Genomic DNA, 18198 nt, shown 5'->3' with positions numbered 1-18198 from the left:
TTGCTTACTAAAGTCGCTACCATTTGCTAATTCTGTAGCAAATCGTCAATGCAAATTTATATGAATAAAAGAGAAAAGATATAATTTTAATTTATAACTTATTTGTCACATCTTCCTCAGAAAGTGCTTTTGCCAAGTCAATAATTTTTCGACGCACTTTAGCATCAGATATATTTGTAAAAGCGCGCATGAGCTGAATCCCTTCGCTGCTAGAACAAAAGTCTATAAAATTGTGATCACTTTCGGCAAAACCCTCTACTTGTTGGGAGGTAATACCTTTATCAAAAAAGTAAGAAACAGGAACATCCATAATTTCTGCTATCGCTTGAAGACGACTGGCACCAATACGGTTTGTTCCTTTTTCATATTTTTGGATTTGCTGAAAAGTAATTCCTAATTTTTCACCTAGTTTCTCTTGAGTGAGTCCTAAAATATTACGACGTAAACGGATACGAGTTCCAACATAGATATCTATAGGGTCAGGTTTTTTTCTAGTTTCGGTCATAATGCAACTCTTTATTTCCAGCACTTTTCTTCTAAATCAACATCATATTTATGCGAAGCTGATTTATCATATAATTAAAACAATATGTAATATTTTTTCCCAATACTACTGGTACACGCAACATAATGCCGTACAAAGGGCACTTGAATCATTTAAGCTGTTTTGTAGAACCAAAACCAACACGACACAATAGCATAAGGATGAATAAGATAAAAGTAGAGAAAGTTCTGTATTCATTGCTTCCTATAGGGGTAATGGATGATGGAACTTGTGAATCAATAATGCCCACAGCATTTTGTCGAAGAGCTACAACGATTCGTCCATAAGAATCAATAACAGCTGATATGCCATTATTAGCTGCCCGTATGAGGGGGATTCCCAGTTCAACGGCACGAAGCTGTGCTTGTTGAAGATGTTGATAGGGTCCAGGTGTTACACCAAACCATGCATCATTTGTAATATTAATAATTGCTTGAGGCGGGGAGCCTTGAAAAGTCATTTCATGGGGAAATATTGCTTCATAACAAATTAAGGGTAGATAAGAAAATCCGTTTGGCATTGTAACAATTTTGCGCACACTTGCAGTACTATATCCACCAATATTATCGGCAAGGGTACGCAATCCAATTTTTTTCAATAAATTCTGATAAGGAAGATACTCACCAAAAGGAACCAAATGAAGTTTATCGGAGGTATTTAAAATATTACCTTGAGCATTAATGACTGCAATTGTATTAAAATATTGTGTTTGGGAATGAGGTAGATCATTGCTGGCGCGTATTGCTCCGATAATAGCCCATTGTTTAGGTTTTAAAAGAGAGGCAATGCGCATTGTGATAGATGAGTTATCATAAAGAAGGTAAGGAACGGAAGCTTCCGGCCATATGATAAAATCGGGTTCTGAATTTTGATCGGTTGTTGGTGTTGCACTTAGCTTCATATGCGCTTCCAACATAGCTTCTCGTGTATTATCACGCAATTTTATATTTTGTTGGATGGACGGTTGAACAATACGCACCCAATAAGCACTTTTTTGATCTTCAGCTGTGTTTTCTATAGTATGAAGACGATAAAACCCAAAACCACAGTGAATGAATATAAGTGATAAGCAAAGAGAAAGTGCCACTTTCTTTTTTTCATTCGTTAATAAAACAGTTGGCAAACTGTAGGCTAATACAGCAAGAATATTCATTCCGTAAAGTCCTACGATTGCATCAGATTGCATGAACATTGGGGTTGGCATGGCTGTATAGCCAAGAGAATTCCATGGAAATCCTGTGAATAAAAACGCACGCAACCACTCGGATAATCCTAATGCAAAGGCTAAAACAAAAAAGCGTGCTATTCCTTTTGTCCATAATAAACCGACAATGAAACCAGAAAAAAACCAATAAAGAGAAAGGTAGAGTGGAGGGAATAAAATGGCTAATGGGACTGCCCAACCAAAAGAATCTGGATCTGTTAACAAAGCATTGCATAGCCACCAAAGGCCGCAAATAAAATAACTAAAACCAAAGGTTCCACAGCTTAAAGCGTAAGTAAAAAAATGTTTTTTATTGTTTTTGGTGGCCCGTATTGAGTCAAGTAAAACAATAAAGAGAGGGAAAGTTAAAAAGCAAAGAGGTGTTAAATAAAAGGGTGGAAGTGCAAAAGAAGTAAGAGCACCACACAGAAATATCCATGCTTGGCGCTTCCAGCCTGTAACAGAGAACAAAAAAACGATGAAATTGTTTAAAAACGCTGGACTATTCTTTAGGGATGGCATTGTTCTCAAGATTCTCATTTTTGGGAATGCGAAAAATGCGCAATCGTTTAATCCGGCGTTTATCAGCTTCTAAAATACGAAATCTATAGCCAGGTACAGCTTCGACAATTTCACCTTTAGCAGGAATGCGATCAAGAATGGAGACGATCAAACCACCAATAGTATCAACTTCATCACCATATTCCCCTACGATAAAATCAGGACCAAGAGCTTTCTCCACATCTTCTAGTTCAGTTCTTGCATCAACGAGCCATTTATTATTTGGTTCACGTACGATAGCATTGTCGACATTATCATGTTCATCTTCGATATCCCCAACGACTAACTCAACAATATCTTCCATTGAAACGAGACCATCTGTTCCTCCATGTTCATCAATAACTAAAGCCATTTGAGTTCGTGTAGTTTGCATCCGTGTTAATAATTTGCTCGCAAGCATAGAACTGGGAACAAAGAGAACTGTTCGGATCAAATCCAATTCACCGATTGGAGTATGCAAGTCTGTATGGTTTAATTGAAGCAAATCGGATTTTTGTTCGGTTTTTGTTGGGTTGATAATAAAGCGAGTGATGTAGTTAAGAATATCGCGGATATGGATCATGCCGCGCGGATCATCTAAAGTTTCAGCATAAACGGGTATACGAGAATGACCAATTTTTGCAAAACATTGAAGGGTTTCTCCAAGAGAGGTGTTTATTTCTAATGCTTCGATTTCAGAACGAGGTATCATAACATCATCCACGCGTGCTTCACGTAAGCGTAAAATGTTATGCAGCATAGTACGTTCTTCAGGTGAGAAGAGGGCGGTATCTTTTTCATTGTTAGTCGTGAGTGCAACGGTAAGATCATCGCGCAGTGACGTAGATGCACAATTACGACCCCGTAAGAATGAAAATAAATGATTCATCAGGGAATATTTCTCTGTATGATTCGTCTGTTGAGAGGGGTCTTTTTCATTATTAGAAGATGCTTGACTATTATTTTGTGCATTTATTTTGTTTGCCATGGTTTTGAAATCTTTTAGACTTTCTTTTTATAACAGATAAATAAGAGGCTTTAAATGGTATGCTGGTAATATTGATTTTAAAAGTTAAATTTTATCATTGATAGACAATTATGCGTAAGGATCTTTTATGGAAAGCTTTTGAAGAATTTCTCTTTCGAGCTTTTCCATTTTATATGCTTCATCATCAGTTTCATGGTCATAACCAAGCAGATGTAAGATACCATGAACAATCATATGCGTTAAATGATCTTGAAATGTTTTTCCTTCTTTCTCTGCTTCGAAAACAACAGTTTCTCGGGCAATAATAATATCACCGAGCATGGGACCAGGTTGATTTCCAGCTTTAAGTGGAAAAGCAGGAAAGGATAATACATTAGTGGATTTGTTTTTGTTGCGCCATTGTGCATTGATTTGTGCCATATGTTCATCATCCGTAAAAAGCAGGCTAATCTCGCTTACAACATTTTCCAATGAAACATGATGCATAGTTGCCATTAATGCTTTTTCAGTGATATTATAAAGCATTTTCTCATCATTCCACCCTGCGCTTTTAATCATTATATCAATAATAATCATGACGAATCAAATTCATTTTTTAATGCATCGCATGCGAATGATTTTTTTTTATTTTGTATTTCGGAATCACGATCATAAGCACGAACGATAGCAGCAACAAGTGGGTGTCGTACAACATCTTTTTCATCAAAATGCACAATTGCAATATTTTCTACATTTGAAAGAATGCGAATTGCTTCAATGAGACCTGATTTTTGCCCTGTAGGCAAATCAATTTGGCTTACGTCACCGGTCACAATCATACGCGTTCCTTCTCCAAGACGTGTGAGGAACATCTTCATTTGCATGGGGGTAGTATTTTGTGCCTCATCAAGAATAACAGCAGCATGGGCAAGTGTTCGTCCCCGCATAAAGGCGAGAGGAGCAATTTCTATGACACCAGAAGCTAAAATGCGTTCTATTTTTTCAGCGGGCATCATATCATAAAGAGCATCATAAAGTGGTCGTAAATATGGGTCGACTTTTTCTTTGAGATCACCGGGAAGAAAACCAAGATGTTCTCCAGCTTCAACAGCTGGACGTGAGAGAATAATTCGCTCAATGATACCACGTTCTAGAAGCATTGCAGCATGAGCAACAGCAAGATACGTTTTTCCTGTTCCTGCTGGTCCTACACCAAACACAAGTTCAGTATGCTCCATAGCGCTTATGTAAGCGTCTTGTGTTGGAGTTCTTGCATGAATTATTTTTTTATGGGTACTCAACCGTGCTGGTATACGTTTCGTTGCAGATTTGTGTGTTATTGTGTCTTCTTTCTGCTTCTTTGGTATATTTACCATAGCAATCGCTCCTTTTATATCTGATAAAGTGAGCTCTTGATGTGTTTTGGCACGTTCATAAAGCTGCTGCAATACATATTGCGCATGTTTTATAACAGAAATATTTCCACGGATTAAGACTTCATTACCACGCGGATGAATACTAAGTTCGAGTTTTTTTTCGATATAAGCGAGATTTTCGTCAAATTTACCAAAAACTGCTTTTGCATATTTATTATTTTCGAAAATCAAAACAACTTGGCTCACATCTGAAGCGCTTGTTTGTTTCAAGGTATCAGCCTTTTCAAGGGACATATTTACTTTTTCTTTAATACGCTTTATTTTTTCGGTTGAAGCTTTCAGCCTATTCTCCATATCTACATAAACATTGCACATTTTGTTAAGTAAACTTTATAAAAGACAATTTTTACAAAAAGTGCACGCTTTAGATGTAATCATTTTCTTTTAAAATAAAAGAGTTTTCAAAAATATTTATTTTTGAACAAGGTGTTAGAGGCATGTTTATCTATTTGTCACTTCACCAACAAAACTGTTTGAGCTGGCATTTTTAATATGAATTTCTATCACGCTACCTGTAGAGGCTTCTGTATCGACAACAACAGGTAAAAGCCAAGGGGAACGCCCTACCATTTGCCCTGAGTGACGTCCAGGTTTTTCGATGAGAACGTTCGTTTTCTGATCAATTTTAGAACGCAAAAACGTATTTTGTTGCTCAAGGAGAAGGGCTTGTAAATGTTGAAGTCGGGAATCTTTTACAGATTCATCAACATGATTTTTCATTGTGGCTCCCACTGTTCCAGGACGGGGGGAATATTTAAAAGAATAAGCTGAACTGTACTGTACTTGTTGAATAAGTTTAATGGTTTCTTCAAAGTCTTCATCTGTTTCTCCTGGAAACCCTACAATAAAATCGCCTGAAAAGGCAATATCTGGCCGTGCGTTTCGAATTTTTTCGATAAGATGAAGATAATGAGAGCTTTTGTGTTGTCTGTTCATGGCTTTTAAGATGCGATCTGAACCTGATTGAACAGGAAGATGGAGGTAAGGCATTAACATATCAAGATCTCGATGCGCGGCAATAAGGCTATCATCCATATCACGTGGGTGGCTGGTTGTGTAACGCAAACGCTTTAAACCATTGAGTTTTGCAAGATGATAAAGAAGATCGCCAAGACGCCAAGTTTTGCCATCAGCACTTTGTCCATGCCAACCATTGACATTTTGTCCAAGCAGCGTAATTTCTTTGACACCCGCTTCGATGAGTTGGCGGGCTTCCTCGGTAATTTGCTCGACAGACCGTGATATTTCAGCACCGCGTGTGTAAGGAACAACACAAAAAGTGCAAAATTTATCGCAACCTTCCTGTACTGTTAAAAATGCGCTAACACCTCGTTTTCTTACCGCATGTTTATTATGGGGCGGCAAATGAGCAAATTTATCTTCAACAGCATAGTCTGTTTCGATAATTTTTTTTCCTTGTTTTGCTTTTTCTAACAATTCTGGCAAGCGATGATACATTTGCGGACCAATGACAAGATCCACTGTTGGAGCACGGCGCAAGATTTCACTTCCCTCAGCTTGTGCAACACAACCTGTTACACCAACCATCAGGGGTTTATCAGGTGTGCGCTCTTGACGCATAACGCGCAAACGACCAAGATCAGAATAAAGTTTTTCTGCTGCTTTTTCACGAATATGACAGGTATTAACAAGAATAAGATCGGCATCATTGGGAATTTGTGTTGTCACATAGCCTTGCGAACTGAGGCTATCAGTCATCCGTTGGCTATCATAAACATTCATTTGACATCCATAGGTTTTGATAAAAACCTTTTTAGGAGCAACAGGAGGCGTATTTTTAGGATTTACTTTATTCATAGCGCATGTGTAAATGTTTTTTACACAAATCTCAATCTATTTGCTTAAAAGTTTTTTGCATGATAATTGCATCACCACGACCATTTTTTGACGCGTAGTAGGCAAGACGTTCAGAAATTTTTTGAAATTCAAAGCGTTGATAAAGGTTCAAAGCAGAAAGATTTGTGGCTTCTACTTCCAAGAATAATTTTATAGCGCCCTTGTCGTGAAGATGGTGAACTGTACGATCGATAAGAAAGGTACCAATTCCTTGTTGACGATAATGAGGATGAACAGCAATTGTGATGATTTCTGCTTCATCAAGGATGAGACGGCATAGGCAAAAGCCTAAAATTTGATCAGAGCGATCAATGAGAAAAACTTTGTATCCGAAGATAGAGTGATCTGTTAAGAAATTATCAAAAGCTTGTTTTTCCCAAGAAGGGGTAAAACAATGTTGATGAATTTGATGAAGAGAAGCACTATCATTAACTTGTAGCGGAGCAATTCCAAAAATCTTTTTTGTCAATGAAAATTTGGGCATTATTTTTTTTTGTGGCAAAGCAAAATTGGTTTGTTGTTTTGCATCAGCGCTGCGTAGATAGAGTGGGCGAGGCGAATTTTTTGATTGTTTGTTTGCAGCAAGATAAGCATAGTTTACAATATCGGCCGCTTCGCAGGGGATTTTTTCTAGGACAATTTTTTCGTGTATTTTATGGTTTTTAATATGCTCCATAACGACATCAGCAGCTGGGCCAGTCAGTCGGGTTTTTTTTGGCAAATCTTCGAGGATATTTTCAATTGTTTTTAATCCCGGCTCTCCCAAAGGTGTGAGATCATTATGAAAATTTTGATGGTAGAACATTCCTCTCCCTGCTTCAATGACAACAGTAATTGCCGATACTGTACTTTTACTGTTTATGACTTGTGCTGCTAACGCTTCAAGAGCACTCACTCCAACAGCTGGTATTTCAAGTGCTAATGCCAAAGCGCGTGCTGTTGCAACACCGACACGTACACCAGTAAATGATCCAGGTCCAATATTGACAGCAATACGCTCAACTTGATCAAGCGTCATATTGGCTTGTTTCATTATTTGTGTAATCTGCCCAATAATTTTTTCGGCATGTCCTTTGTTCATGCGTTCATTGATACGCGCAATAACAGATTTATGACGAATAAGCGCAACAGCACAATAAATTGAAGCAGTATCTATAGCAAGGATAAGCATAAAAATATTTTAGTTGAATAAAACGATAAATAAAAGTCCTGCTGTATTTTTAATCTTTTCATTATCGTATATTTCATTTGTAAGAAAGTTACTAGTGCCAATAAGCAACAATATCTTTTTATGAGATAGAACGAGATGTTAATTTAATCCTTATTATTTCACTTTTTGAATGAGTACCTTGAGTATTGTAAGATTCTCTTATTTTAAATTTACTTATGGTGAAACAATTAAATTTATTAGCTTGTATATTACAAGCGGAGTTAGCGTATGAATCAAAAATCCTTTCACGAATCATTTAAATGTAAGGGTTGTCACAACTTTTAAGCTATCAAATAGTACGTTGATGCCACTTGTATCACATAGTAAGTAAAAGTAATTTAAAAGAGGAAAAGTCATGACCTCACATTTTTTCCAAATAAGAATATATTTTATCAGTCTTTGTATAAAAACCTCAGCGTAATGAGAGCAGATGAAAGAAATGGTATTGTTTTGTATGAGTTACGTATTTTGATACTACCCCGTTGCAAATCATTATGGACTGAAAAGCAAAATTGACAGTTTTCACTTAAATATCAGCTCTTTCAATTTTTTGTATAGAATAATGAGCAATATTTTAGAACTTTTTCTGGTTTATGAAAGAACTGATTTTAATAATAATGAGGACTTTGGGTTGATTGCATACTACGTTGAAAAATAATAATCAATGCACATTTTAAAATGTTATATGATTTAAATCATTCAATTGTATCATAATAAGGCTACAAATACCGAGAATAATTATGGAGCAGGTTGAAGCCAAAATGACGCGCCATCCTGCTTTTTTTAGTGATCGGATATCAACACCTAATCCTAGTGCAGCCATTGAGATAACAGTAAACAACTGGGCAATAAATTTGATGGGATTGATAGCCTTTTCAGGGATAAGACCACTTGAGCGAACAAGCATCATGATAATAAAGCCAATGATAAACCATGGGACGAGGGTATGTAAACGCAAGCGTGTTTCTGCTGATCGGCGATAAATGATTGATAGAGTAAAAATAACAGGGCCTAACATGAGAACCCGTACTAATTTGACAATTGTTGCAATTTGAACACTTAGAAAAGAGATAGGTGCTGTTGCTGCTAAAACCTGTGGTACAGCATACACAACCATGCCAGCAAGCACACCATATTGGCTAAATGACAAATTCAGAGATGGATGTAAAAAGGGTAGAAATAAAATAATAAGAATTCCTAAAAGAGCAGTGAAGGCAATTGACGCGGCTACATCGTCATGTTTTGCTTTTATAACAGGTGCAACGGCGACAATAGCTGAATTGCCACAAATAGCATTCCCACAAGCGACCAGCATTGCCAAATGTGTAGAAAGCCCGAAAAGTCGGCCGATGGCAAAGCTCAGGATAATCGTTACGAATATCACGAATATGATACTAGCAAGCAAATTCCAGCCAGCTGAAAGGACTGCGTTAATGCTAATGCTTGCTCCTAGAAGAACGATAGCAATTTCGAGAAGTGTTTTTGCACAAAAGGTGATACCTTTTTGAAAATATGTTGGCAAAGAAAAACAACTACGGATAATTGATCCTAGAAGAATTGCCAAAACAAGGCTTTCAAGCCACGCTTCCGTGAAAAGCTGTTTTTCTACAACTTCTAAGCCATAAGCTAAGGCTGATATGAGTAAACATACTAAAACACCAGGACCAAAGTCGTTTAAAAGTGAGAGATTTTTCTTTATCATTTTAATATTCCCCCGTCATTAAAGAGCTAAAGGTTAAGAAGAAAAAGCTTTAAAGATTTGTTCTTGCTTGTACAGCTGCTGCTAAAGTTCCATCATCAAGATAATCAAGCTCACCTCCTACAGGAACACCATGAGCAAGTCGCGTAATTTTAACTGGAAAATTAGAAAGCTGATCAGTGATATAGTGAGCAGTTGTTTGACCTTCGACAGTCGCATTGACAGCAAGAATAATCTCCGTAATAGGGTTTTGTACAACACGCTGTATTAAGGTGGCAATGTTGAGTTCGTCAGGACCTATTCCATCTAAGGGGGAGAGTCGTCCACCCAACACATGATAACGTGCGGCTAAAGTTTTTGCGCGCTCAAGGGCCCACAGATCAGCAATATCCTCAACAACGATGATTGTTGTATCATCGCGGCGCAAATCTGTACAAATTGAACAAGGATCAATGGTATCGACATTTCCACAAACAGAACAAATGCCGACTTTTTCGATAGCTGCTTGTATAGCCGCTCCTAAAGGCTCCAGCAAAGTCTCCTTTTTTTTGATAAGATGCAGTGCAGCACGACGCGCTGAACGTGGACCAAGACCTGGTAACCGTGATAAAATCTGAATGAGACGTTCAATCTCAGGTCCTGCAATGTATTTAGACATATTTTTGTCCCACGGAAAAAATCCGTTTCATTAAAATGGAAGCTTGAAACCTGATGGGAGTGGTAGCCCTGCCGTTATACTTTTGGTTCTTTCTTCTATTGCGATTTCGATTTTTGTTCTTGCTTCATTATAAGCTGCCATAATGAGATCTTCAAGAATTTCAGCTTCTTCAGGTTTGAGTAATGAAGGATCAATTTGAATTGCTGTTATAATATTTTTGCCATTTAAAGTGATATTGACGAGACCACCCCCTGCAGTGCCCACAGCTTGCAGATTAGCTATTTCCTCCTGAATCTTCTGCATTTTTTCTTGCATTTCTTTGGCTTTTTTCATCATGCTCATCATTTCACGCATAGGAATAGGTATCCTTATTCATCATTGATATCATTTTTATTTTTAAAAATATCAGCATTTTTAAAGGTATTGGAGAGTAAATCAAGATCATTTTCTTCTTTATTGAGTCGAATATCGACAATTTTTGCTTCTGGGAAATGATTGAGGATTTTCGCAATATCAGGATCTGTTTCTGCATTAGAAAAAAGAGTCTTTTGAATCGCTATACTTTCCTCCTGTAAGGTTGGGCCACCTCCTTCATTAACAAAAGTTATTGTCCAGCGTTTTTCTGTCCATTGAGATATCTTTTTTTCTATATCATGAGCAAGAAATTGTGGGGTATTTTCAGAAAGTCTTAAGGTAATATGCCCAGCTTCAAAAGAAACAGGATGAACAAATTCTTTAATAAGGAGTTTGAAAGGAGTGTCATTATGCTGTTCGGCTAATTGAACAATATCGTGCAAAGAATTAATCACGAGAGTTTTAGGTTCAGTAATCTTTTCTGTTGTTTGCGTGACAGAATGCGATAAATTTACAATCTTTTCAGAAAGATCAGTAGATGGAGAAGTTTCTAGAATTTCTGTTACTTCTTGGGCGTTGATTTTGTCATGGTTTTGATTTTTAACTAAATTTTCCGGTTGTAAGGAATGATCTAATTGGTTTTTCAAAGAGCTTTTAAAATCTGATTGATCGGGTAATGTATTTGAAACGCTCGAGGAAGCATGGGCTCCGACCATTGTTTCTTTTGTTATATTATTTGCATTTGTAGATTCTTGATGAGAAGAGTTTTTAACCAGTGTGAGAGGCGTTTTTTCTTGCGTAAGCTTTTTTAAAGCCTCATCAAGAGTTGGTAAGTCAGCCGTGTGAGCAAGACGAATTAAAAGCATTTCAGCGGCTTGAAGAGGACGTGCAGTTTGATTAACTTCCTGTAAACCTTTGAGTAACATTTGCCAGTTTCGGGATAAAATAGGAACGGAAAGTTTTTTTGAAAAGTCTAAACTTCTTAAACGTTGTTCTTCAGTTAGAGAAAAATCTTCCACTATTTCTGGTGTAAAACGTAAACGTGTGACCAGATGATTAAAATCGGCTAGTTCTGTCAATATAGTAAGAGGATCAGCACCTGCTTCATATTGACTGCGTAATTCATGTAACGCATTGACAACATCGCCCTTCATAATAAATTCAAAAAGATCAATGATACGTGCTTGATCCGCTAATCCTAACATTGTACGCACCGCAATAGCATTAACATTGCCATTGCTATGGGCGATTGCTTGATCAAAAATGGATAATGCATCACGTGCTGATCCTTCTGCAGCACGGGCAATCATAGAGAGTGCTTGATCTTCTACTTCTACCTTTTCATATTTCGCAATTTGACGCAAATGTGCACTCAAAGCTTTTGATTCAATACGTCGCAAATCAAAACGTTGGCAACGCGAAAGAATTGTAATAGGAACTTTGCGAATTTCTGTTGTGGCAAAAATAAATTTCACATGGGACGGTGGTTCTTCAAGAGTTTTCAATAAACCATTAAAGGCTTGTGTTGAGAGCATATGTACTTCATCTATAATATAAACCTTATAGCGTGCAGAAACAGGACGATAGCGTATTTGTTCAATAATTTCACGAATATCATCAATGCCCGTATGAGAAGCGGCATCCATTTCTATAACATCAATATGGCGTCCTTCGATAATTTGTGTGCAATGTTCTCCAAGAGAGTCCAATACGGTTGTTGGTTGATCAATATCTTTTGTTTTATAATTAAGCGCACGTGCCAAAATACGTGCTGTTGTGGTTTTACCTACGCCACGAATCCCTGTTAACATCCACGCTTGTGCAATACGACCTTTTTCAAAGGCGTTGGTGAGAGTACGCACCATAGCTTCCTGACCAATGAGGTCAGAGAAGTTTTTTGGTCGATATTTACGAGCAAGAACACGATAGGCTGTTTCTACCGGTAAATTTTCCATGAGTATTTCCAACTTCGAAGTTCTTTATGCGTACATTTTGATAATACAAAAGCATAGATCAATACTGTAGTCTCATATAAAAGGATTTTTTCTTAATCAAATTATTTATGGGACAATTTGTTTAAAAATAACAAAACCCCTTTATTTGCTGCATACAAATGCTGCTCTGAAGATTAAAAATACCTCGCTAAAAGACAGCATAAAAAATAATTTCTTCAGCAAAATAGGAGGTTGGAACGATGACCCGTACCAGAACTCGTTGGGGCTGCTTCTTTCCAGACCTGACCCAGTTGGCGAGTAGTTCGTCCACCACCAACCTCCCAAGCTCATATTGTCGATTTGGAATGAAAAATCAAGATCAGAAACGAAAAATATCCTAAGAACGACGAAGAATTTTCCTTTGCGTTTAATTTATTGACATATAAACAACAAAGAGATTGTGGATTTACCAGTTTTTATAGCAGTAGCTCTTCATATTTATTTGGTATGAAAATATTTTTTCGCTTAAGATAGTCTGAATGTATAATTATTCTCATTCGCTGAAACATGTAAGAGTTTTAGGATAGATACATCTGTTCTAAAACTACGAAATTGAATCATCAAAAATTTACAACAGTCAAAGAAGCAAATAAAGCAGATAGATCATGTAATTGGCTAACATTCGAAAGTCAGGGGGGAAGAGTGCTATTTAAAGAATTATAAAATATTGCTTTAATGGTGTTGCTCCTCTATACAAAACAGAACATCCCAAACAGAATACATTTAATGTTATACATTCACAGGCTTTTTAAAGAGCGATTGCTCAATACTCTTAACTATATTTCAAACGCCACTCATAAATAGTATACATGCTTCCCTTGAGTTATAAATCTATTGTTGCGCTACCCTCTTTATGCTTAATACAAAGTATAAATTTTAGCCCTCATGCTATTTAACAACTCCCAATGTTGCGATCCCTTGTACTTGAGAGGCTTTATAAGAAGCATTTTTATTCCTTTTTTTAATCATTTTTACTCACACACCAATCCCATTTGTAACTTTCGAGGAAACGATTTTAATGGATTCAATATGAGATTTAAGATGGGAGGATCTTACTTTATTCGTGGTTTTAATTCAGTGTAAGAAAATCAAAGTCGTATAATGATAAGCCAGTATCTTAAATATCTTATAAGAGCACCACCTCTTTTAACATAATATAAATATATAAATACTGAGTAGATGTTATCGCTCTTTTTTTGCGTGCTTGTTCTTTTAATTAAAAAACATTGATGTTCATCACAAGGTGGGTCAATATATGAAGTTTCATTATTTGAGAAAAGATTTCATATATTTTTAAAGGGGCTGTACTCATACAAGAGGAGATGCAACATTCAACGCTATAGAAATAAGGGGATACGGATTTTATAAGCATAAAAATGGTTCTTATTCGATATAAGCGACATTTTATAGTTTCAAATAATATATTCTTTAATAAGGAGGGAAAAGCGAGATAATTTTTATAAAAAGCTGAATGAGTATGACTTAAAGTGCAGTGAGGAATGCATCTGTAGAGCAAATTTTACTTTTCCGTTTATCTAAGTGATTTGGGTACGATGTGCTTTATATCACTTAAAATGAAGCAGTTGCGAAGAGAGAAGCATATTCTTATTAAAAAAATAGCTCTGATAGTAGAAAATACAGAACAATTTAAATTTAGTCTTTTAGTTTTCGCAAAAGTTCCTTAATATCTAACCTTATGAGCAACTTAAGGTTTGCCATATTAGGATAAAAACACCTCTTCAGCGATAAGTTTTAATGGCTTATTATGCTGTATTTTGAAAAAAAATAACTGAAAAAAATAAATCTACTAAAATTTAGATGTTATAGAAATATTGTTAATCATAATCTCCTGTGTCACAATTTGTTCCAACAACTTTTTTCTTCGTAATATTTTTAAAAATATAATGTCCTGACGAAGGAAAACTTATATGAAGAGATTTTATATTTTTTAGGATAAAGATCTTCTTTTCTTTATCATGGGTTATTTTTTTTTCATCATCAACAGCAATTCTCAATTTGTTTAAATCAGAAGGGGTAGAGTACGATAAAGTAAAGGATACTTTCTTTGGTTCAAAGATACTACAAGAGTATTCAGCTCCTTGATGGATTGTATCGGATGGGATGATCACAACACTTTCATCCAGCCCAAAATTCCATTTTCTCTCACCAAAGCCAGCAAACGCACCACTAGAGTAGGCGAGAATATTTGCGGCTAATAATCCTTGCATGAAGATTTTTTTCATTATCTTCTCCTTTTTCTAAAGTGAGGTGAATCATAAATCAATTTTTATAAAGATAAAAGCTCAAACTTAACGCTAAAATCAGGGCTAAGTTGCATTTTCTAGTTTTAAACCATGTTCAGACTGATATCAGTCTAAGAAATTTGAATGCTCTATCATGTATAATAATTTGAATTGTTTTGAGAGCTAATTTAGAAGTTCGTTATCTTTATTGGAATATTGTCAGAGGAAATGACTTTTCTCAAGAAGCTCTCTTTGAAGATATAAAGGGAAATAGATGGTACAAGCGTTTTTATTTTTGGTTACTGTGTTTTTTTACACTGGTTTTTATACAAGTTGAAGTGCTTTTTATCATGATATAATTTGTGAAAAAATATTATGGAAATAATTTATATATTCTTTTATGAGCCGTTTTTTCTTCTTCAGTGTTTATGAAGGGTGTTGAGTAGAAAAAAACGAGCTCTTTCAAGATACGTTGCATTATGAAATTTTTACGATGCTCTTTGATATCAGCAAAGAATGATAGCAGCCTAATTGCTTTTATATATACGATGTTCGATCGTTTTGTGCTGGATAAGTACCGATAATACGCAGTTCTGCAGAAAAGAAAGATAATTCTTCTAAGGCAAGTTTCATCATCGGGTCTTCAGGATGCCCTTCAATATCAACAAAGAATTGTGTTGCATTGAAATTTCCACCAATTTGATAGCTTTCTAATTTTGTCATATTGATACCATTCGTTGCAAATCCTCCCATAGCTTTATAGAGAGCAGCGGGGACATTGCGCACTCGAAAAAGAAGACTGGTGATGATTTTTTCGCCATTTTGAGGTTTGGGGACATGTCGTTTGGAGCGTGAAAGGATGACAAAACGGGTAATATTATGAGGGTTATCTTCAACATCTCTTTCAAGAATATCAAGTCCATAGAGTTCTGCTGCGATTAAAGGTGCTAAGGCAGCCTGTGAACGTTTAGCATTTTTTTTAATAAATTTTGCAGCTCCAGCGGTGTCAGCAGAAACAACAGGTTTCCAACCGTTGTTTCGTATGATTTTTCGGCATTGTGCAAGGGCATGCGTATGGCTGTGGACGGTTTTAATTTCGTCATGTGTAACGCCGGGTAAAACCATGAGTTGAAAATGGATAGGTAAAAAATATTCATCAATAATATAAAGAGATGACTGCGGTAAAAGATGATGAATGTCTGCAACGCGTCCCGCAAGGGTATTTTCAATAGGGATCATAGCAAGATCAGCTTTCCCGCTTTCCACTAAATTAAGGGCGTCTTCGAAAGTAGCAGAGGGAACAGCATCCATATTGGGGAACATATTGGAGCAAGCAATATGGGAATTAGCGCCGTATTCTCCTTGGAAAGAAATTTTATTGGTTTTTTTAAGTATTTTCATGCTAAAATCTCACAAACTCTATCGAGATCATGTTGTGTGTCTACACCTAAGGGAATTGTATCGACTATTTCCACATCAATACGCATGTTGTTTTCTAATGCACGTAATTGTTCAAGTTTTTCACGTTTCTCAAGTGGTGAGGGTTTGAATGATACAAATTTCTCAAGTGCTTCGCGCCTATAGGCGTATATTCCAATATGGTGATAAAGAGGACCGTCTCCATAGGGTGCTGTGGCGCGCGTAAAATAAAGAGCACGAAGACGATTTTGAGAAAGCGGTGTACCAATGATTTTGACAACATTGGGATCTCTTGTTTCATTTTCTTCAATGATTTGGGCGCCCAAGGTTGCAATGTCAGTAAAGCTATTTTCTAAAGGGCGTAGCGCACGAATGATTTCACGAGGCATTATTGTTGGTAAGTCACCTTGTATATTTAAAATGGCATTGTAACGTTGTTCCGGATCAATGCGCATTAAAGCTTCATAAATACGATCAGATCCAGACTTATGATCACCTCGTGTTATGATATATTCATGTCCATAATCTGCAACAGCTTTAGCGATATCATTATGATCTGTTGCAACGATTGTACGTCCTATTGCAGCTTTTTTAGCTTGTTCTGCGACATGAACAATCATCGGTTTTCCGCCAATTTTAGCGAGAGCTTTTTGAGGAAGACGGGTTGAGCCTATACGGGCAGGAATAAGAATAATTGGTTCAAGAGCCATTGTAAGATTCCAAATGTCATCTGTGATGCATTTATGATGTTGTGTGTTATAAAGAAAAAGCTTAGACTAAAAATGGTAATGAAACCGTGAACATTTGAGTTTTTATGAATCGCCGGAGATTTATTTATTTTATTTGTGCTTGTTTATGTGTGCTGGTCGCTGTTGTGGGGATTTCCACACTCAGCAATATAATTTACGATCATCCTACATCAGTCCAATATCATCATACAGTTGCCAAGAATGATATATTTCAAGAAAAACAAAAAGCACCTGATGTTTCCCTATCACTAAATAGCCGCCTTCAACAAGGCAATTTTGAAAATGGCCGTAAAGTTTTTCGCCAATGTGCCATATGCCACACATCTGGACGCAATGCAGCAGGGCGTGTTGGTCCAGTCCTCTGGGAGATTGTTAACCGCCCTTTGGCATCAGCAGCAGGTTTTGCTTATTCACGGGCATTACGTGCTCATTCTGATCAAAAATGGGATTTTGTAACGTTAGATCGTTATTTACATTCTCCACGTGAAGCTTTTCCTGGGACCATTATGTCTTTTCGTGGAATTAAAAATGATCAAGATCGTGCCGATCTTTTGCTTTATTTACGCAGTTTATCCGATCATCCTGTTCCTTTACCAATGGATAATAATAAAGCGAACGAGCCAAATTAACTTATACCATAGATGTTAATTTTAGAAAGAAGTCTGACTTTTTGTAATTTTAGTTTCACGGTTTTATAAAAAGAGCTCTTATTGATGTTTTGTTAGGGGGAACGCCCCTCACGCAAAACAGAACACATTTAACATTGCATATTTACTCGCTTATTTTAAAGAGATCTTTTATAAAAATGCACTCTTTACGCTGTCATCTGCAGATTGGTTTTCAAGATTTGTTTGCTTCACTTTTTCTACATATACTTGTCTGTGAAATTATTGCTGAAGGATTATCAATTCATGAGCCGCAACTTTCTGCTTCTGAATGCGATAATTATGTAATTAAAGCTCTCCATGAGGTTTATCTCAATCCTTCTATACACATCAATCCCTATGTACTTTTACATCAATTCCCATGTATTTTTCTTATGAACAGAAACAATTGATTGTTCTTATACGTGCAATAATCCTAAGCTGCATTTTATGATGCTCGATGAATAGACGTTTTCTCTTGAGGTTAGAGATGTACGGACAGATCATTGACCTTCTATAGTATTAATCACTAAAATGTGACTTAGATTATTTATTTATAGGTTATGGTTTGAAGTAAGCACTTTCATGTGAAACAATTTTTATGTGTGAATAGTAAAATAGTTGAATAGAGTTCTGCTGATTGTATTTTTATCTACGTCGAAAATTTTTTACACAAGAAT

15 protein-coding genes, 1 other RNA gene and 1 pseudogene are annotated in these 18198 nt (G+C 36.4%); 1 reads left to right on the top strand and 16 read right to left on the bottom strand.

The features are described 5' to 3' along the window. Positions 1-91: 91 nt before the first annotated feature. The 16 genes and pseudogenes from ACFILN_RS08040 to ACFILN_RS07965 form a co-directional block, all read right to left on the bottom strand. Positions 92-505 carry a helix-turn-helix domain-containing protein gene (locus tag ACFILN_RS08040; protein WP_273790585.1) on the bottom strand — a complete coding sequence of 138 codons (414 nt, stop codon included), beginning with the start codon at positions 503-505 and terminating at the stop codon, positions 92-94. A 148-nt stretch (positions 506-653) separates the two neighbouring features. Continuing rightward, positions 654-2288: an apolipoprotein N-acyltransferase gene (gene lnt, locus ACFILN_RS08035; RefSeq protein ID WP_273790584.1), complete on the bottom strand. Its 1635-nt coding sequence runs from the start codon at positions 2286-2288 to the stop codon at positions 654-656. Next, the gene (locus ACFILN_RS08030) at positions 2251-3276 is read right to left on the bottom strand and encodes a hemolysin family protein (protein ID WP_273790583.1); all 1026 of its coding nucleotides are present in this window, start codon (positions 3274-3276) and stop codon (positions 2251-2253) included. The genes lnt and ACFILN_RS08030 overlap by 38 nt, the downstream gene beginning before the upstream one ends. 108 nt (positions 3277-3384) lie before the next feature. After that, positions 3385-3852 (bottom strand): rRNA maturation RNase YbeY, encoded by a 468-nt coding sequence (gene ybeY, locus ACFILN_RS08025; protein ID WP_375637600.1) that lies wholly within the window; start codon positions 3850-3852, stop codon positions 3385-3387. Then, positions 3849-4973: a PhoH family protein gene (locus ACFILN_RS08020; protein ID WP_375637610.1), complete on the bottom strand. Its 1125-nt coding sequence runs from the start codon at positions 4971-4973 to the stop codon at positions 3849-3851. Before ACFILN_RS08020 ends, ybeY begins: the two co-directional genes overlap by 4 nt. A 159-nt stretch (positions 4974-5132) precedes the next feature. Next, positions 5133-6509: a tRNA (N6-isopentenyl adenosine(37)-C2)-methylthiotransferase MiaB gene (gene miaB / locus ACFILN_RS08015; RefSeq protein ID WP_375671246.1), complete on the bottom strand. Its 1377-nt coding sequence runs from the start codon at positions 6507-6509 to the stop codon at positions 5133-5135. A gap of 31 nt (positions 6510-6540) precedes the next feature. Then, the gene (gene rimI / locus ACFILN_RS08010; protein ID WP_273790580.1) at positions 6541-7032 is read right to left on the bottom strand and encodes a ribosomal protein S18-alanine N-acetyltransferase; all 492 of its coding nucleotides are present in this window, start codon (positions 7030-7032) and stop codon (positions 6541-6543) included. 3 nt (positions 7033-7035) lie between these two features. Beyond that, positions 7036-7719 (bottom strand): annotated as a pseudogene (gene tsaB, locus ACFILN_RS08005) (tRNA (adenosine(37)-N6)-threonylcarbamoyltransferase complex dimerization subunit type 1 TsaB); the annotation flags it as partial. A gap of 712 nt (positions 7720-8431) precedes the next feature. Continuing rightward, entirely contained in the window at positions 8432-9460 is a 1029-nt protein-coding gene (locus ACFILN_RS08000) for a YeiH family protein (RefSeq protein ID WP_375654452.1), read from the bottom strand. 49 nt (positions 9461-9509) lie between these two features. Next, the gene (gene recR, locus ACFILN_RS07995) at positions 9510-10115 is read right to left on the bottom strand and encodes a recombination mediator RecR (protein WP_273790577.1); all 606 of its coding nucleotides are present in this window, start codon (positions 10113-10115) and stop codon (positions 9510-9512) included. 30 nt (positions 10116-10145) lie between these two features. Continuing rightward, complete coding sequence (locus ACFILN_RS07990; RefSeq protein WP_273790576.1) at positions 10146-10469, bottom strand: YbaB/EbfC family nucleoid-associated protein; 324 nt, start codon at positions 10467-10469, stop codon at positions 10146-10148. A gap of 14 nt (positions 10470-10483) precedes the next feature. Next, on the bottom strand, positions 10484-12424 hold the full coding sequence (locus tag ACFILN_RS07985; RefSeq protein WP_375654453.1) for a DNA polymerase III subunit gamma/tau: 1941 nt from the start codon (positions 12422-12424) through the stop codon (positions 10484-10486). A gap of 223 nt (positions 12425-12647) precedes the next feature. Beyond that, an RNA gene (gene ffs / locus ACFILN_RS07980) (signal recognition particle sRNA small type) lies at positions 12648-12745 on the bottom strand. 1553 nt (positions 12746-14298) lie between these two features. Then, positions 14299-14706: a hypothetical protein gene (locus tag ACFILN_RS07975; RefSeq protein ID WP_375613320.1), complete on the bottom strand. Its 408-nt coding sequence runs from the start codon at positions 14704-14706 to the stop codon at positions 14299-14301. A gap of 537 nt (positions 14707-15243) precedes the next feature. Continuing rightward, entirely contained in the window at positions 15244-16107 is an 864-nt protein-coding gene (locus ACFILN_RS07970; RefSeq protein ID WP_273790573.1) for a prephenate dehydratase, read from the bottom strand. Beyond that, positions 16104-16835 (bottom strand): 3-deoxy-manno-octulosonate cytidylyltransferase, encoded by a 732-nt coding sequence (locus tag ACFILN_RS07965; RefSeq protein WP_375631064.1) that lies wholly within the window; start codon positions 16833-16835, stop codon positions 16104-16106. The genes ACFILN_RS07970 and ACFILN_RS07965 overlap by 4 nt, the downstream gene beginning before the upstream one ends. 104 nt (positions 16836-16939) lie before the next feature. Here ACFILN_RS07965 and ACFILN_RS07960 point away from each other — a divergent pair, with 104 nt between their 5' ends. After that, the gene (locus ACFILN_RS07960) at positions 16940-17503 is read left to right on the top strand and encodes a c-type cytochrome (protein ID WP_375657909.1); all 564 of its coding nucleotides are present in this window, start codon (positions 16940-16942) and stop codon (positions 17501-17503) included. Positions 17504-18198: the final 695 nt, after the last annotated feature.

Source organism: Bartonella sp. CL434QHHD (genome assembly GCF_042195145.1).
Lineage (GTDB): Bacteria > Pseudomonadota > Alphaproteobacteria > Rhizobiales > Rhizobiaceae > Bartonella.
This window is presented reverse-complemented; position numbering and strand designations above follow the sequence as displayed.

Excerpts from the sequence above, each read along its gene's own strand:
- ACFILN_RS08040 (WP_273790585.1), bottom strand. The coding sequence starts at position 505 with ATGACCGAAACTAGAAAAAAACCTGACCCTATAGATATCTATGTTGGA.
- lnt (WP_273790584.1), bottom strand. The coding sequence starts at position 2,288 with ATGAGAATCTTGAGAACAATGCCATCCCTAAAGAATAGTCCAGCGTTT.
- ACFILN_RS08030 (WP_273790583.1), bottom strand. The coding sequence starts at position 3,276 with ATGGCAAACAAAATAAATGCACAAAATAATAGTCAAGCATCTTCTAAT.
- ybeY (WP_375637600.1), bottom strand. The coding sequence starts at position 3,852 with ATGATTATTATTGATATAATGATTAAAAGCGCAGGGTGGAATGATGAG.
- miaB (WP_375671246.1), bottom strand. The coding sequence starts at position 6,509 with ATGAATAAAGTAAATCCTAAAAATACGCCTCCTGTTGCTCCTAAAAAG.
- rimI (WP_273790580.1), bottom strand. The coding sequence starts at position 7,032 with ATGCCCAAATTTTCATTGACAAAAAAGATTTTTGGAATTGCTCCGCTA.
- ACFILN_RS08000 (WP_375654452.1), bottom strand. The coding sequence starts at position 9,460 with ATGATAAAGAAAAATCTCTCACTTTTAAACGACTTTGGTCCTGGTGTT.
- recR (WP_273790577.1), bottom strand. The coding sequence starts at position 10,115 with ATGTCTAAATACATTGCAGGACCTGAGATTGAACGTCTCATTCAGATT.
- ACFILN_RS07990 (WP_273790576.1), bottom strand. The coding sequence starts at position 10,469 with ATGCGTGAAATGATGAGCATGATGAAAAAAGCCAAAGAAATGCAAGAA.
- ACFILN_RS07985 (WP_375654453.1), bottom strand. The coding sequence starts at position 12,424 with ATGGAAAATTTACCGGTAGAAACAGCCTATCGTGTTCTTGCTCGTAAA.
- ACFILN_RS07975 (WP_375613320.1), bottom strand. The coding sequence starts at position 14,706 with ATGAAAAAAATCTTCATGCAAGGATTATTAGCCGCAAATATTCTCGCC.
- ACFILN_RS07970 (WP_273790573.1), bottom strand. The coding sequence starts at position 16,107 with ATGAAAATACTTAAAAAAACCAATAAAATTTCTTTCCAAGGAGAATAC.
- ACFILN_RS07965 (WP_375631064.1), bottom strand. The coding sequence starts at position 16,835 with ATGGCTCTTGAACCAATTATTCTTATTCCTGCCCGTATAGGCTCAACC.
- ACFILN_RS07960 (WP_375657909.1), top strand. The coding sequence starts at position 16,940 with ATGAATCGCCGGAGATTTATTTATTTTATTTGTGCTTGTTTATGTGTG.